Origin of the sequence: Rugosimonospora acidiphila, assembly GCF_039543385.1 — a bacterium.
Taxonomy (GTDB): Bacteria; Actinomycetota; Actinomycetes; order Mycobacteriales; family Micromonosporaceae; genus Rugosimonospora; species Rugosimonospora acidiphila.
Genome location: NZ_BAABJQ010000039.1, coordinates 54,930 through 72,137, shown reverse-complemented (window position 1 = coordinate 72,137; position 17,208 = coordinate 54,930). Strand labels below are relative to the sequence as shown.

The window sequence follows — 17,208 nt, the reverse complement described above, 5'->3', positions numbered from 1 at the left end:
AACTCACCAAGATCACGAGCGGCCTCCACGGCCCAGGCTACGACGCGTTCGCCGCCGACACAGCAACCAACGGCAACTTCGCCAACGCCTTCCACACCTTCACCGCCGACTGGTACCCCGACCACGTATCGTTCGCCATCGACGGAAAAATCTTCAGCACCCAGTACCGCACCCGAGCCGGCGCCGGCTGGGTCTTCGACCACCCCTTCTTCCTACTGCTCAACGTCGCCGTCGGCGGCGACGGGCCAGGCAATCCGGACACCGCCACCAAGCTGCCACAGCAAATGCTGGTCGACTGGGTCCGGGTCTACCAAGTCGGCCCCCCGAAGTCAGCCGCCACCGGCCCGATCACAGGTTTCGGCGACAAATGCGTCGGTGCCGCCGCCACCATCCAATTGGCCACCTGCCGCTCCAGCGGTGGCCAGACCTGGACACTGGCCACCGACGGCACCCTGCGACAAGAAGGAAAATGCCTCGACGCCGGACTCGGCGCCGACAACGGCAGCCGACCGACACTTGCCACATGCAACGGCTCACCCGGCCAACGATGGCAGGCACAAACCAACAGACAGCTAGTCAACCCCTCCTCTGGACGCTGCCTAGACGCCACCAACAACAACACCACCGACGGCACCCCCCTACAGATGTGGGACTGCTGGGGTGCGGACAACCAGCTATGGACGGTGCCGTAGCCATGGACACCATTGCGACACCCCGAACCGTCGCCATCGTCGACAACGAACCGATCCCGCGCAGCGGCCTGGAACACCTCGCCGCGAAACTGCCCGCAATGACCGTCGCCGCGTCGGTCTCCTGGGTCGACGACCTGGACATGTCGGCCCAGTACGACGTCGTGCTGCTCCACCTCCCGTCAGACACGGACGGGATGGCGGTCAAGACGATCACCCGGATAGCCCAGATCGGTCCCCCCGTGGTCATCTCCGCCTGGGACCGGCCACCTGGCCTACTCACGGCAGCGCGCGCCGGCGCGCGAGGCTGCGTGCTACGCCAGTCCACCCACGACACCGTGGCACGCGCGGTCAGCGTCGTCGCGGCCGGCGGGTTCTACCTGTGCGAGTCGCTGATCGACCGCTTCCAGCTCGAGCTGAGCCGGTCCACCGGCAACGACACACACGGGCTCGGCCCGCGCGAAGTCGAAACGCTGCGCTGGGTCGCCCGCGGGCTGACCCACGCCGAGATCGCCAAGCGGATGGGGCTGACCCGGACCACGATCAACACCTACGTCAAGCGGATCCGCGGCAAGCTCAAGGTGAACAGCCGCTCCGACCTCATCCGGATCGCGATCGAACTCGGTGAACTCACCGTCGAGCGCGGCGTGGCGGCCTGACCCTGACCGCTGCGATCGCTGCCTACGGCGGGTCGCGACGGCCCTCCGGCGGCCACCGTACCGCCGGGCGGACATCGGCACAGCCGCCACCACGCCCATGGATCGCTCACTACAGAAAGGTGACGATGGACATTCGGCGAAAAGCTCCGAAAGGGTCGAGGCTCCTCGGCTGTCTGGTTGCCGCAGCGGCGACAGTCGCGTCGGTCGCGACGCCGGCCGCCGCGGCATCCGCCCCCAACCCTCACCCCGACTGCACGGTGCACGTGTTGAACGTGCGGCTGGCGGACCCAGGCCCGGCCGCCTACCACCTGTGGGGCAAACTCTGCCAACGTCGCGGGTCGGCACCGCGAGCGGTCCAGGTACTTCAGCCCGGCGGTACCTACAACCACACGTACTGGGACAGCACCTACCGCGGCGGGATCCTCTCGTACGTCAACGCCGCAACCGCGGCGGGATATGCCACCTTCACCTTCGACAGGATCGGCACCGGAAACAGCACGATCCCGCCCTACGACGTGATGTCGCTCGACGGCGAGGCGGTGGCCCTGCACGACGTCGTGACCGCGCTGCGATCCGGCGCCCTCGGCCACAGGTCGTTTTCCCACGTCATCAGCGTCGGCCACTCGTTCAGCTCCGGCGTCGCCGCGGCAGAGGCCGCCCGCTACGACGATGTCGACGGACTCATCGACACCAGCCTCGCCCACGCGGAGTCCGACGCCGCGGCCGCCTTCCTGCCCACCGCCAACTACGAAGCCGGACTCGACCCGAAGTTCGCCGGACGGGGACTCGACGGCTACCTGACGACCATCCCCGGCGAGCGAGGCTTCTACCACAGCCCGAAGACGTCGAACGCGGACATCATCGCCCTGGACGAGGCGAACAAGGACATCCACTCCGGCGCGGAGGGTCCGGAGATCGCCGCATTCGCGCAACCACCGACCCCGGCCGAGGCGATCACCCAACGGGTCACCGTGCCGGTTCTCCTCATGCTGGGCGGCGACGACAACCTGTCGTGTGGCGCCGGCGCCATCGACTGCTCCAGCGCCGGGAACGTACGCGCCCACGAGGCGCCGTACTGGCACGGGTCCGCGGCCAACGTGACCTTCACCGTGCTGCCCGGCGTCGGGCACTCCATCCAACTCAGTACTGCGGAACCCGTCGCCGCCGCCATCATGCTGGCCTGGTCGTGGCGGATCGCCCGGCCGTAGGCATCCCGGCATCAACTACACGCACCACCGCCGCTGCAAAGCCGTCTCATGAGTTAGCCAGGCGAGCAGCGGCGGTGCTGCGTGCCCGCACGTCGTGCCTCGCCAGACTGCCGGCCGGGCGGCGTTCTCCCTCGGCAGACTCGTTGACGTCGGCGGTGGGGTGACGGGCCTGAGAAATCAGTGATGCTTGGAGGTGGTCGTTGGATGCGGTACCAGCCCCGGCAAAAATGAATGGATCGCCGGCGTCGGCCGTCATATTTGTCATGGACAAAGACGAATCGAACCCGCGCAGTGTGTTGCAGCGGGCGCAGCAGATGGCGCAGGAGCTGGTACGGACCCAGCAGGAACTCGCCGAGCTGGAGTGCACCGGCTCGGCGGGCGGTGGGCTGGTGAGCGTGGCGATGCGCGGCGACGGGCAGGTGACCCGGGTCGTCATCGATCAGGCGGTGATGGACGAGGGCGATGCCGCGGCCCTGTCCGCGCTCATGCTCAGCGCACTGAATCAGGCCTGGGACGCCATGAGGACCATCGCGACCGACCGGGTGAACGCCGCCAAGTCCGGCGTCTCGGCCGGGCTTACGGGCAGCATCCCCACCGCAGTCGACGGGCGGCTGTCCAAGGTACCGGCCGCACCGTACCGACCCGACCGAACCCGGTGACCTTCGCCCGACGGGCCGGACGACCGCACGGTCGTCCGGCCCAGCTGTTTCGGGGGCAACAAGGGCCGACTTGGTTCTTGGCCCTCACCTATGACAGTGGAATTGAACCGCTCGGCTTGCCGCCGCTCGGCTTGCCGCCCTGCGCCGGCTGGTCCCCACCGTCGCCGCCCTGCGGCGGCTGGTCCCCACCGTCGCCGCCCTGCGGCGGCTGGTTCCCACCGTTACCGGTCGCCGTCATCTGCTGATAGTTCTTGGTGTTGGTCTCTTCTGTGGCCAGATAGTTCTGGTAGGCCGAGTTCATCTTGTCGATCGCCTCGCCCAACAGCAGTTCCAGATTCCCGCTCGCCGTATTGAACTGGGTGACCAGATCGTGGAAACTGTCGGCCGCCGGGCTATGCCAGTGATTCTGAATGTTGGTGAACGTCGACATGAGGCTGACGATGTCGTTACCCATGCCGTCGTGTTCCATAGTGATCTTGCCGATCGCGTCCTCGAGCGCGGCGAGATCGACCTCGAAATTTGCACTGCCGGGCCCAGTGTCTGGCATCGCCACCTCCTCAGATCCAGCTCTGGGATAACGATAGAAGTGCGCAGGCGGGACACGACAAGGTCCCAACCGTGCACAGTGGCTTGTGGCCCGGGACGCTGATCCTGACCACGACGGTCCTTGGTTGCGCAAACCCCCGAAAGCGCGCCGGAGCTGTTCGCGTTTACGGTTCCCCATCAGGACGGTCGTCGATGTTGTGCGACTGATCCACCCCGCGCACGGCCGCCGGCGCCTGCGACGCGGCCGGAGTGCGGAGAACCGGTACCTGCTCGTCCGGCCGGGTGAACGCGCGGCGCTTGCCCGGTCGCCTACCCTCGGCCGGATCGAGCAGGGCCGCGGCCGTACCCGGATCCCTGGCCACCACGGCGCCATCCCGGGCCTGGACCAGCCGGAACGGCGGCTGGCCGAGCACGTCCTGCGGCGCCAGTTGCGCCAGGCCGCCTCCGCTGTCGACGATCAACCGCAGCTCGCCGGCGAGCGCGGCGGGCAGCGGCCCCGCGGCATCGAAGGCGGCGGTCTCCGGCCCGTGCCGGCCCTGCGTCTCCACCATCGTGAAACGGCCGTCGAGCTGACGCTCCACCAGCAGCACGTGCGGGCGGCCACGGGCCGGCGCGACCAGCACCACTGTCACATTGCCCCGCGCCAGCAAGTCGAGCTGGTCCGGCGCCGCACTCGCGAACGCACCGGCGAACCGTCGGGCGACCGCCTCGGCATCGCGCGGGTCCAGCAGATCGTCCGACACCGGCGGTGGCCCGCTCAGGCCGGCCAGCACTACGGACACTCGCTGCACACAGTCGTCCGTCTCCCCGTTCCACTGCGGCGTGTCACGCATCGCTGAGAACATCGCGGCCGACACGCGCCCGTGCAGGGGAACGGGGACGAACCTGTGACCGGGTTCGCCGGTCCGTTCGAACGCCGTAGTGTCGTCGTCGATGACCACAACCAGCTCGGCGCCTGGACCATCGGTGGCCACGAGGACATCCAGCAGCTGCACCCCGAACGCGACCGCCTCCTCGAACTCGTCGGCGGGCAGCACGACCACCAGCGGGCGGCCCCGGACGGACGGCGGTCGCTGGGCGAGCAGCTCGGCCGCGCTCAGGAGCTGGCCGTCCGCCGCCACCCGGACACCTTCGAGGTTGAGCACCACGTGCGGGGTGCCGGGCCGTGGAGCGGTCAGCCGGGCCGCGTACAGCCGCAGTACGGCGTCATACTCGCCGCCGGGCGGCACCAGCCATACCTCGTCGCCGACGCGCGCCCATGGCCGCCCGGCCGCTGCCTCGACCGGGACGCCCTGCACCTGGAGCGACTCGGGTGCGCCGGTCTGGTCGGCGTACGGCAGGAGGCCGATGAAGTCGTGGGGCAGCGGGCGCTCGGTCGCCCACGTCGCGGCCCGCGCGACGGAAGCCCGCAGCTCGCCGGCGAAGTCCAGCGCTGCGCCCTGATCCAGTCCCTCAGCCACCAGCCAGATGACGAATCCGCCGGCCCCTGCCTCGAACGCGTCGGCGGCCTGATGGCCGAGCCCGGCGACCAGCGCGGCCCCGCCGGCGGCGGTGACGGGCCACGGTACTCGAAGCGAGGTCTCGTCCACAGTGGAGTCCCAACCGACCGCCGCCGGCCGAGGCAGCCGCACGGCATCCGGACGTCCGCGGGCGGCCGCCAGTTGCGCCGGCAGGTCGCCACGGGCAACAACACCCTCCTCGCCGACCAGGTGGTACGTGACCTGGTCGAGGCCGGGTTGCACCTCCTCGACGAGGGTTCGCACGCCGAGGGCGGCCAGCTCACCGGCGACGACGAGCCGGGCGTGGAGGTCGCCGGCGGTCAGCAGGACCACCAGGGGCTCGGTCGATGCGGGCAGCCGGCGCCCCAGCAGGGTGGTGAGCGGCAGTCGGGCGCGGTACTGCTCGGGGCGGCGACCACCGATCAGCCCGCCGGCCACCGTCGCCGTTTCGATGAGCAGCCGCCGGTCCTGCAGGTCGAGCGGGGCAGCCGTGTCCTGCCAGCGCGTCTCGGCCAGCGTCAGTTCCACGTGCCGGTGGCCGTACGGCGTGATCAGCAGGGCGCGGTCGTACCCGGGAACGATGACCCGGGCCCGCCGTTCGGGCTCGGATGACGACGCTGGCGTCCGCACCTCGTAGACGGCAAGGTCCGGCCCGACCCGCACCGTGATCGGGTGACCCTCTCCGATCGGTACCGACCAGTGCAGGCTGAACGCGTCGTCGAGCTCCTGGTAGTTGTCGTCGAGGTCGGCCCCGAGATCGGGCAGGCACGCCGGCACCAGCTCCGCGTCGATCCGTCGGGCCAGTCCGGCATCGGTCAACGCGGGAAGTTCCCACCCCTGGAGTTCGACACCGCGGACTATCCGCTCCACGGTCTGCACCAGGTCGGAGTTCGGCAAGGCATGGAGCAGGACGGCCTCGTCCGGCTCGACCCACCGGTAGGCGCTCGGCCGCACGACCACCCAGAAGCGCGACTCCTCATCGCCCGCCCGCCGGCCGGCAAGACCGGTCACGAGGACGACCCGGCCGTCTCGCACCAGGCCCCATTCCTGCTCGGTCAGCGGCACCGCGAGAGCCCTGGGCGGCTGGGCCTCGCGCCACAGCATTTCGTGTAGCTGCCGTAGCGTGGCGCTGGGCGCGTCGACGCCGGGTTGACCGTGCAGATGGACCGCCAGCGCCAACTCCACCGATGCCGCGGTGCGCTGGCCGGAACCGGCTACCACCGCGGTCCAACCGTCACCGGCCCGTACCACCACGGCCACCCGCCTGGCGAGAGTCTGCACGGCCACCGCGTCCGGCCGGGTCTGGTTGGGCAGGATCACCGCGAGCAGGGTGGCGCCGCGGCTGACGTTCTCGTCCAGGTAGGCATCCGGGGCCAGCTGCCCGCCGGCCGGCGTCACCAACACATTTCCGGCCACTGTGGACGGATCGGCGAGGATGACGTGCTCGGTCAGCCAGCGAGCCAGCCGGTCGGTGAACAGGCCGGCCGGAGGCTGCCAGGCCAGCACCGTCTCCCGGTGCCGGACCAGGGCGAGCCGCCCACCGGGTGGGAAGAGCCAGGCGGTCTGGGCGGTTCGCTCATCCTGCTCCGGCAGGTGGATCGCGGCCACCTCCAGGCCGGACACCCGCAGCCGCGGTCCCGGGCGGCCGACATCCACCGCCACGAACCCCTGTTCGCGCAGGTTTTCGAGCAGCCGCTCACCGTTGCGGTTCAGCCCGATGGTCGGCTCATGCGGCGAGCCGACCAGATCCGCCAGGCGGGCGTGCTCGACGAATTCGTCGTTCCAGGGCAGGACCGACGTCGACGCGTCCGCCGAATCGAGGAATTCGGACACGGCCGTGACGAGATCGCGGGTCTCGAGCTCGCCGTCCGCCGACGCCGTCGCCGCGTGGATCAGGACGATGCCCTCCGGCGCTGCGGGCGGGTCCGTGACCACGCTCGCCTCTGCCGGAAGCTCCACGACGACCACCTGCTCGGGCGGCAACTGCCGCACCGCCTGCCGGTCGACCACCACGACGGTGTGCACGTCCACGGTCGGCGCGGCGGAATCCTCGCCGACCTCGGCGCCCAGTGCGCGGGCGGTCGGGATGGGCATCGCCACCGCGACCGGGCGGTCGGAGCTGCGAGGGTCCACCGCGGCGAACCACGCGCGCAGTTGACGCTGGGTCACCGCATCCGTCGCGATCCCGGACCCACGGGGTACGCCGTGGAGGGCCTCCGATCGTACGGCGGCGAGCAGCGCCTCTTCAGCGGACCCGTGTTGCGACCACGCCCCGCCGCGGTGCCCGACCAGCCAGCCGCCGTCTGCCGACCGGGCCGCCACCACGGTCGCCGAGCCGGCCAGCAGCCGCAGGAACGGCCCGGCCGGCGCGGGCGCGGCGGGCAGCCCAGCCGACGGTAGGACCACCACTCGCCGCGACGGCGCCCCATCGCCGGGTCGGATCAACCCGGAGACGGCCTCGGCCGGCGGCACCGTCGATTCGCCGGCCAGTGTGGCGCCTTCGGCGACCAGCGCGGTGCCGTCGGCAGTGAGCGCCCGGCCGTCCACCGTGAACCAGGGTGCCAGCGCCCAGTTGCCGTTCTGGAGGAACGCGGCCATCGCAGTCGCCCAGTCCGAGTCCGGCTCGCGCAGCCGTTGCGGCCCGGCCGGTGCCTGCCCAGGCGGGGGCACCAGCGGCGTCCCCTGCCTCCACAGCGCCCGGAAGACTTCGGTCGCCGTCGGCCGGTCGCTCGAGCCGGCTAGTCGCAGCCACTCCCGGGCCGCGGTCGCGAAGCGCTCCAGACGATCACGGAACAGATCAACGGCTCTGTCCAGCAACTGCGGAAGGTTGTGATCGGTGATGGCCACGACCGCGCCGGCCGGCCGTCGGTCGAGGGCCAGCGCCGGCATCGACGCCGTCCAGCCGTCGCTGTTGGGGTGCAGCACCAGATACCCGCGCCGCGCGAGCCGGTCCGCGACCAACCGGGTACGTCCGAGGTAGAGCACCGGGCGGACCTGCACCGGTTCGGCCGCCTCGGCCAGCGGCGCCGGCGCGGTCCGCGTGTGCTCAGCGGTCCACCGCACGCCCGTGCTGTCGACCGGATGCCTGCCGGACACGTCATCTTCGAGCTGGAACACCGGGCGGGACAGTCGCGGCACCTCCAACCAGCCACCACCGCCCCCATCGACCAGCACCAGCCGCTCCGGCTGGTCGGGTGCCGGCCGCACCTCCCGGTACCCCCCGGTCGGCATCAGCCGCAACCGGACACCAGGGGCGTGCGGCTGGTTCTCGGCCGGAGACTGGTCTGCGTCGGAGACAACCACCTCGCCCGCGGTCAGTTGGTTGACCGCCGAGGCCGGGACGACCAGCCAGCGGCCGCGCTGCGGCCGGGGCAGGGCGCGGTAGATGGCCGAGCGGGCACGGTCCCGGAGCCCGGCCAGCCGGTCGCGTCCAGCCTCGATGAGCAGCTCGGCCAGCGTGTCGGCGCGGACCACCTGGGGCCCGTCCGGAGATCTGAAATAGGCGACGAGCCCGCGCGGTCCGGGCACCCGAGCAACCACGAGGATGTTCTGCGCCACCAGTCCCGCGACGAAACCCTCCGATCCCGTCGGGGCCTCATGCAGGTAGACCAGGCTCAACCCGGGTGTCACGTAGTCGGAGTACTCGTCGGCGGTGACGAGGTTGTCCCCGACAATCACCGCGTCACCGTTGATATGCCCGGTTTCGAGCGCCGCCTCCTCGACCGCGATCACCATCGCATGCAGGTCGGGGTCGACCGCGGCCCAGGTGGCCACCAGGACTCCGCCGCCGATGCCGTCGTAGTGAGCGAGCCTCGGCGACTCGCCGACGGTACCGGGCGCGAGGACGAACCGCCGTCCGGGTGCGGATCGGGTACCCGGTACGACGATCTCCTCGAGCCGGCCCAACTGGTGAAAGACCACGGTGGACGGTCCGCTGTTGGTCGGCAGCAGCAGGGATCCACTGTTCCCCTCGGACCAGTGGCGGGCGGCGCTTGTCTCCCCGCGGGCGACCGTCCGGAAGACCCGGGTAGCTGTCGGCCGCACCCAGCCGAATTCGCGGGCGAGCGCCACCGCTTCGACCTGCACCATGTGCTGGCCGCGGGCCGTCGAGCTGTCGAGTTGCTCGGCGACGACGGCGCCTGCCGGGCCGCGGTGAAGTCGCTCATTTTGTTCGATCGGCGCGGTTTCGATCAGGTACAGGTGCCTGCCGTGGGTGTACTCGACCGCCATCGATCGCCACTGGCCGGGTACCTGCACGGTCACGTCATCGAGCGCCACCGGCTCGGGCAGCACCACTGCGAACCGGGCCCGACCCAGCCAGTCTCGGATCGCGGTCTCCACCTGCGGGCCGGCGCTGTCCGGAGCGAGGCCCAGCACCGCACGTGGAACCACCACCAGCGGTGGGGTCGTGAACAGCTCAGCCGGTAGGCCGTCCACAATGGATAGTGCCTCCGCGTTCACCGGCTCGGCGGCAAGGCCGTTCGCGGCAACGATGATCAGGGCGGCGTGGGCCGCCGCGCCGAGTTCCGGATAGACGGTCACATGAGTACCGCCCGGCTCGTGCACCGCCCAGCCCCGATTGCCGGTCACCGGTGTGACCACGCCGATCTGCCGGCTGAGCGCGAGGACGAACTCCGGTACCCCGTCCGGGCCGGCGACCACGTCCGGCAACACGACCAGCCAAGGGGCGTCGTCGGCGCCGGGAGGCGGCAGCGTGGCCCAGAACGCCGCGGCGTCGAATCGGCCGACCACGGTGCTCAGAGTGCGGCCGTCCTCGTCCAGCCGGCCAGGCTCGATCACCACCCCGGCCGCCTGCGCCCAACCGGCCCATTGCACCAGCGTGGTCGCCTGGTCCGCCAGATGCGCCGAGGGGAACCGGCGGCCCACGCCGGCCGCCCGGACCGCGACCACCCGCCGATCCAGCTCGCTGTCGGGCCTCGGGAGCTGCCCCAACACCGACGCGTTGATGAGGTCGGCCGGGTTGCGCTGCTCCCGCGGTACCTCACGGAGGAGCTCCACCAGCTCCAGGTCGTGCGGGCGTGCGCCGGCCTGGACCAGCTCGCTGAACAGCCCGGAGTCGTGCTCCGGATCCCAGACATCGATCCGATTGCCCGCTCTGTCGACGCCGTTCTCCAGGAACCGGTGCAGCTCGATCTGGGCGGTCCGCTCATCGTCGCGCAGAGGGCGGGTCGCCTCCCCGTCGGCATACCGGTTGACCCACTGTTGGGCCGGCCACACCCCGATCACCGCGGCCACCACCCGGGCGGGAGGTTGGTTCTCATTGCCCGGAAGCTCGTAGAGCCTTTGCTCGGCCGGCACCCGGATCGACCGGGTCGGCACCGGCGCGCCGTCGACCGGGGCCGGCCAGACGCCGAGGAACAGCCACTCCCGCCAGGCGTTCTCCCCCCACCGGCGAACGCCGGTCGTCGGCACCTCGAACTCCCGCAACGCCTGACCGATCCGCGGATCCTCCGCCGGTCTGTCCACGGTGGGTGGTTGCGCCCGGGCGGGCAGGGCGGCGTGGGCCGCTGCACCGAGGTCTGGGTAGACGCTCGCGTGGGGCCCGGCCAGGTCGTTTACGAGCCAGCCCCGGTTGCCGCTCACCGGCGTGACCACGTGGAACCGCTGACTGAGCGCGAGCACGAACTCCGGTGCCCCGTCCGGACCGGCGACCACGTCCGGCAACACGACCAGCCGAGGAGCGCCATCGGTGCCGGGGGCCGGCAGCATGGCCCCGTACGCCTCGGCGTCGAGCTGACCGAGTGCGGTGTCCAGGGTACGGCCGTCCCGGTCCAGCTGGCCAGGTTCGATGATCACACGGGCCGCCTCGGCCCAACCGATCTGCTCCCCCAGCAGGGCCGCCTGCTCCCTCAGGTACGCCGACGAGAGGGACCGCTCCATGTTCCAGCTGTCGTACCACCTGGCGTACCGGTTGGCGTACCGGTTGACCCACTGTGGAAGCTCGTCCGGGCGCAGCATGTACGGGGGTAGGACGTCCCGAGGCGGCGGGCGCTCGCCTGGGGGCTCCTGTGCCAGGAGCGCCGTGAGCCGATCGAGCAGGGAGAGTGCCCAGCGCTCGTCCATGGTGCTGTGGGCGGGCACCCGGAACTGGTAAGCGAACGGCGGCTGCCGGCCGGCGCCCGCGAGCAGTACCAGGTTGGCCGGCACCGCGCTACCGGCCCACCCCAGCCTGCGCAACCGCGGCCCCAGGTATCTACGGATGAACCGCTCCGCCCGGGAGGAGTCCTCCGTCACCAGGACGAGCACGAGAGTGCCGGTCAGCTCCGGTGTCGCCGACCCCACGGCGTCGATCAGGGCCAGCACCCCACGGACGAACTCGGGAGCCGACAGCCGCTCCCCACCGGCTTCGATTTCGAGGTGCTCGTTGTGCAACAGCGCGACGACCTGCAACCCCTGCGTCCCGGCCGAGATCGAGGCGCCGTCGCGCACCACTCTGCCCCTCTCGAGAAGCTCCTGGCGCCGCTGGTCGTCCCCGTCACCTGCCGGATCGACGACGTAGAGACCGGGCTCGGCCGGGTACCAGTGCCGCAGACCGCGGTTGGATTTGACTGGATCCGGTGCGACCGGCGGCCTCGACGGTGCGATCCCCTCCAGAGATCTCGCCGCCGCGGTGCTCGCACCGGGGCGTGAGGGCACGTGATCGGCCATGCGTTGGTGGCGGGCAGCCAGCGGCCGGATGAGTCGAAGACCCAGGTCGGCGGCCAGCTCGGCGATGATGGTTTCGACATGGGAGGGCGGCGGCGGTCCTTCCCCGTCGCGTACGTAGCCCAGGGTCAGCTGGAAGCCTTCCTCACCGGCAGCACGCCCGGCCATGTCGCGCGCGACGCTGTCCGGTACGTCGTACGGGCGGGCCCACAGCCCCGACGGCACCATTTCCAGGACCCAGCCGCGCCCGAGCCCGAACCGGCCGGAGGTGTCGCGCACCAGCCCGCGGATCCGGCGCCCACCGGCCTTGCGGCCCGGACGGAGGTGCAGCTCGGTGGCGAGGTTCGGGAACGTGCGGACCCCGTCGGGGCCCATCGACTCGATCGCATGGCCCAACCCGGCCAGCCCTGGGTCTGTCCCTTCCGAAGGGTCGAGAACCACCGTCAGCCCGGCCTCTGCGAAGGCCCGGGCCTGACCGATCCGAAGAATCGGGTCGAGCCACCGGACATCCACCACGACGCGCCGGTTCACCCGCGGGGGCAGCGTGGCCACGAACGCCGTCAGCGCCCTGGCATACGTCGGCTCGGTGAGCACGATCCGGACCACACCTACGCCCGGCAGCTCCCGGATCTCCCGCTCGGCCTCGCCGTCGGCCGGGCCCCACAGGAATCCGGCCCGGATGAGCCGGATCACCGGGGCCAGGTCACGCAGTACCCGCTCCGGGAGGTCGAGAAGCGCCGGGTGGATGTCCAGAACCTGCGGCCGGTTCGACGCCGGCGGCTGATCCGACAGCGGCGCCTGGTCGGACAGCGGTGGCTGCGCTGCCGATGACTGGGGTGTATGGGACGTGTCGCCGGCCGGCTCGTCGCCGGCGGCGCCCTGTTCCGCATCGACGACAGCAGTCGGCGCAACGGGTGGCCGTGGTTCGGGCCGGGCCACCACCCAGTGGCCCTCGCCGCTCAGCAGTGCCGCGGACGCCTCGTCAGCCGGCGGGACCAGATCCGTGGCGTCCCGATCCGGTGCATACCGCAGCCAGCCGTTCTGGAGCACCAGCACCGCCCACCGCAATCCATCGCGGTCCCCGAACCACACCCGCGACTGCGGCGGCAACCACGCGCCAGGCGACTCGGTACCCGGCTCCGACACCTTCAGACCCGGCACCCTGCCAAGCTCATCGGCCACCCGCTGGGCCTGCTCCTCGACCGTCAACCGGCCGAAGTCCTCCGCCTCATCCTGCTGCGGGCCAAGCAACGCTGGCTGCTCCGGACCACTCGGGCGGGGGGCGGGCGCCAACACCCACCGCAGAACCCGATACGCGCCAGGCACCGATGGCACCGGCGCGCCGCCTCCCGGCGGGTGCAGTGCCAACACCGACGGCCGGACTGTGTCTTCGCGCTGGTAGTCCGCGAGCAGCTGATTCAGCCGGCTGGTGAGCTGCACGACGTGCGCGGGAGACTGCGCGGGGTTGGTCGCGACGAGCTCGTTCACCTCGGCGTGCCTGGCCTCGGGATTGGAGCGGCTATCGGGTTGGCTGTCGATGTACTCCAGCAACCTTCTTTCGGCCCGTTCCCGCTCGAGAGCCCACTCGGGTGGCTGAGGCAGCGATCGGCTCGACGAGGGCGCGGGAGGCGCGCCGGCGGCCGGTGGCCCGGATCGCTGCCGGAACTGAGCGCCGCTCGCCGCAGCGCTGCCAGCCGGATCGGACGACGCGGCCGGCTGGGCCGGCAGCGGTGCGCCGTTCGGACCGACGGTGCTGATCGCGTCGCGGGACAGGGCGAGGTCCCGGAGCGTCTCCCGTACGCGGGCGGCCGTGGCCTGGTCTCCGAACACGACGATCCGCAGGCGGTCACGGACGAGTTGCACCAGGGCGAGATCGTGATGGAGGCCAGCCAGCAGATCGTCGGTGACGGACAGGCCGGGTGCCCCGACGAAGACAGTGAGCAGATCCCGCCCGACCGGATGACGCAGCACGACGGTGCGCGCCTCCCCGTCGGGCAGGCCGTCGACGTACCAGGTGGCCTGCGGCAGCTCCAGCCGGTTGGCGCTGCGCACCCGCAGCCCGGGCACGCGCGGTGACCGTGCCGGGCGACGCGCCCACGGCTGGTAGCCCCGGCCGAATCCGGGCAGGTCAACGTGGAGCGGCTCGATCTCCTCGGTCCCGTCTGCCCGCTGGATCCGGTGCAAGTGGATGATCTGATCGCCGTCGCCGACAGGGTCGTCGGCGAAGACGCGTCCTTGCGAGTCGGTCGTGAACAGCTGCACCCGTACCCCGAATCGCCGGGCGATCCAGCCGGTAATGGCGGGGCGGAACCCTCGCGCAGCCCTCTCGGCGAGCTGGCCCAGGGTGGTCAGGTGTTCCTCGTTGCCCGCGCGCCCGGGGTCGTCACGCTCGGGCAGCAGCCGCCGGACGACATCGGCGATACGACGACCTCTGTCGGCTTGCGGGCGGACTGCGCCACCCTCGCGGGCCGACACGCCGCCCTGACCGGCCGCCTCGCCGGGTCGGTGGACCGACTCACCGAGCGCACGCCCGGGACGCAGCCCGGGCGGCAGTTCACGGACCGCTCCCGTAGCCGTGTAGACGCCGCGACCGTTCACCGCCCACTGCGGCCAGTAGATGGTCCGCTGCTCGGCGACGTCGTCCGGGGCCGGTGCCCAGGGCCGCGTGGGCTCCGGCCGCGGCGTACCCGCCGGCACGGTGTACAGGTAGTGCCGGCGGACAAGGACCACGACGCGCTCATCCTCGTCGACGGTTTCCTGCTTCAGAGCGCCGCCCTGGACGTCGACCCTTGCGTCAGCCGCGCCCTCATCGTCCTCAGCGATCCGTGCCTGACGCAATTTGACGGATGACGACAGCGGTCTTCCGTGCCTCTCTGCCAGGTGCTCGACCAACGCGAAGGCGCGCACGAGCAGACCGAAGAACCCGTCCGGGCTCTCCCCCTCAAAGAAGCCCAGCCGCCGGAGATCGTCGACAAATTCAGACCTCGTGGCGACACGTTCGTTGCGGGGCATGCCTTGCGGCGTGGCCAGGTACATGCCGAGGCTGAGGTCGTTGGGTGCGTCGAACGCCCGCTCGACGACGTCGGCGAGGAACAGGCGAAGATCCCGGCCGGTGATCTCCCGATCGGCCGGATCCCACGCCGGGATCCCGAACTCCTGGGCGAGCAGGTCCATCGACTCCCTGACCACCCCGGGCCCCAACGTCCTCACCACGGCGCTGAACAGGCAGTCACCGTCCGCCGGCACGTCCCCCGCGCGCAGGTCGTTGCCGTACAGCCAGTTGCGCAGTTGTAGGTGAGGTGCGGACGCGTGGTTAAGCAGGCGCCTCCCCTCGTACCACCAATCCTCAGCCGGCATTTCGTCCGCGAGGTCCCCGCCCCCGGTCCTCGGCGCCGCGGCGCCAACCCTTGGCTGGTGGGCGGACTGGGGTGGCTGGGCCGACCGGAAGGGCTCGGCGGACCGGGAGGGCTCGCCGGACCGCGAGGACTCGGCGGGCTGAGGCGGCCTGGTCTGCTGGGACGGCTGGGCGGACCGGGGTGGTTGGGTGCTGGACGGCTCGGGCCGCCGCGCTGGTGCGGTAGCGCGAGCGGGCACGGGGAACAAGGGGTCGAAATGGCTCCCCCGGTGCAGCAGGTGGAGAACCGGACCTTCCACGCCCACGAGCGGATGGGCCTGCACGTGGCCGGTGGCGTCCATCTGGAGGATCTGGAGCCGGAACGCGAACGGCTCTATCAGGAGAGGGGAGATTTGCGGGTCATAGACGTCCAGCATCGACCGCTGCTCCAGGCTCCTGCGCCCGACGCTGTCGGGCGGCAGGTTGTCCTCCAGGTACCCGCTCAGTTGATCCGGGTCCGTCTGCCTGCCGTGGTGGGTGAACAGCTGGGCGAGGGAGTCGAGTAGGCAGCGGTTGCCGCTACCGCTGGCCCGCCCCCGGCGCAGGTCGTCCGGCAGCCTCGTCTGCCGCCCGGTATCTCCGTCGTAGGAGCCGTCCAGGCGGCGCAACCATCCGTCCGGCCCCCTGGTCGCCGGCGGCCGCAGCGCGAAGGGAGGCAGTTGTGGCCCGGACGGGCCTGGCCGCGGCGCGGTCGTCGGGACTGCCAGGTTGTCGAGAAGTGTCTCGGAAAGAGCGTCCGCCTGCGCTGTGTCCCCCGCGCGGAAGATCTCGGTGACCTGGTCGAACATCACATCCCACGCTGGCGTGCCGTCGCCGGCTGACCGTGGCACTCGCTCGGCCTGGTTGGTCACCCGGGCAACCGCCTCGTCCAGCGGCATCGTGTCCTGACGTGGCCGGTGTTCACCCCCAGGGACCGGTGGCGTGGTGCTGGTAGGGCCGACATCCGGATTGGACAGCGGATCGATCGGTGGCATCGGCCGCACGGCCGCGCCTGTGTCGGCTCGGGTGTTCGGCGGCGGCGCAGCGGTCAGGTCATCGGCGGACGGCGAAGGCTCGGTCGGGGTGCCTAACGGGGCCTGCTCCGTCCGAGGGCTGCCGCCGCCGTCGCTGTCGCCGACGGGATGGTCCGGCCCGGCGGGGTCTGCCGCGGGCAAGCCGCCGACCGCGCCCGTCGGATGGATCCGCAGCGCGGGAAGGTAGTGGTTCCGCGCGTGCATGTACACCACGTGCAGCACCGACGGGTCGGTGGGGACGTTCGCGTCCCACTCCCCGAAGTGCGTGCGGATGTCCACGTCCAACAGCCCCGGGGCGAGCTGCAGCAGCCGCTCGAACAGTCCGTGCGCCCACTGACCCGGGGTCAACAGCTGCGCCCGGAAGCGGTAGTAGTCCCGCGAATCGTCCGCCACCTCGCGCAGCTCGCGATCGACCCCAGGAGTGGCGTCCAGTCGCCGGGCCAGATCGCGCCGCAGATCCGCGACGGTCATGTCGGCGATCCGCGCGACCTGGTCGGATACGATGCCCTGCTCACGGGCATCGCCGGCCGCGGCGATCACCGACGCGAACCAGCAGTCGCCGTCGGGCTCGGTCCACCGGGCGAACCGGCCCGCGTCGGTGAACGTCCGCTGCTGCTGCAGGGTGAGCGTGTTCGGATCGTCGATCACCTCGTGCCGCGGCATGGTACGGCCATGGCGGATCGGGACCGGCACCCCCAACGGGCCGTTCGTCAGTTGGCTCCTCAACGAGCCGACCAGATCAGAGTCGGCCTCGTGCGGATTGACCACGATCTCGGCGATCAGGCCGGCCCGGCGGGCGCTTCCCGGAAGGATGATCATGGCGTTGAACCCGAAGAATTCGGCACCGGGGTCATGCACGAAGCCCGTCGCCTCGG

6 protein-coding genes (1 of these 6 cut by a window edge) are annotated in these 17,208 nt (G+C 71.1%); 4 read left to right on the top strand and 2 right to left on the bottom strand.

Features of this window, described 5'->3' with window-relative positions; all coding sequences use genetic code 11:
* The 4 genes from ABEA87_RS38020 to ABEA87_RS38005 form a co-directional block, all read left to right on the top strand.
* On the top strand, nt 1-692 hold a 692-nt coding region (locus ABEA87_RS38020; RefSeq protein ID WP_345638142.1), incomplete at its 5' end, for a ricin-type beta-trefoil lectin domain protein.
* Nucleotides 693-694: 2 nt separating this feature from the next.
* Nucleotides 695-1,348, top strand: coding sequence for a response regulator transcription factor (locus ABEA87_RS38015; protein WP_345638140.1), 654 nt, complete (start codon nt 695-697; stop codon nt 1,346-1,348).
* Between the two features lie 272 nt (nt 1,349-1,620).
* Nucleotides 1,621-2,556, top strand: coding sequence for an alpha/beta hydrolase (locus tag ABEA87_RS38010; RefSeq protein WP_345638144.1), 936 nt, complete (start codon nt 1,621-1,623; stop codon nt 2,554-2,556).
* 263 nt (nt 2,557-2,819) lie between these two features.
* Nucleotides 2,820-3,215 (top strand): YbaB/EbfC family nucleoid-associated protein, encoded by a 396-nt coding sequence (locus ABEA87_RS38005; protein ID WP_345638139.1) that lies wholly within the window; start codon nt 2,820-2,822, stop codon nt 3,213-3,215.
* Nucleotides 3,216-3,303: 88 nt separating this feature from the next.
* Here ABEA87_RS38005 and ABEA87_RS38000 read toward each other — a convergent pair whose 3' ends face one another.
* Nucleotides 3,304-3,762, bottom strand: coding sequence for a WXG100 family type VII secretion target (locus ABEA87_RS38000; protein WP_345638137.1), 459 nt, complete (start codon nt 3,760-3,762; stop codon nt 3,304-3,306).
* Between the two features lie 163 nt (nt 3,763-3,925).
* Nucleotides 3,926-17,208, bottom strand: the end of a protein-coding gene (locus ABEA87_RS37995) for a hypothetical protein (RefSeq protein ID WP_345638135.1). 23,122 nt of this gene lie beyond the right edge of the window; the window shows 13,283 of its 36,405 coding nt (coding positions 23,123-36,405); the start codon falls outside the window, past its right edge — the gene reads right to left on this strand; the stop codon is at nt 3,926-3,928.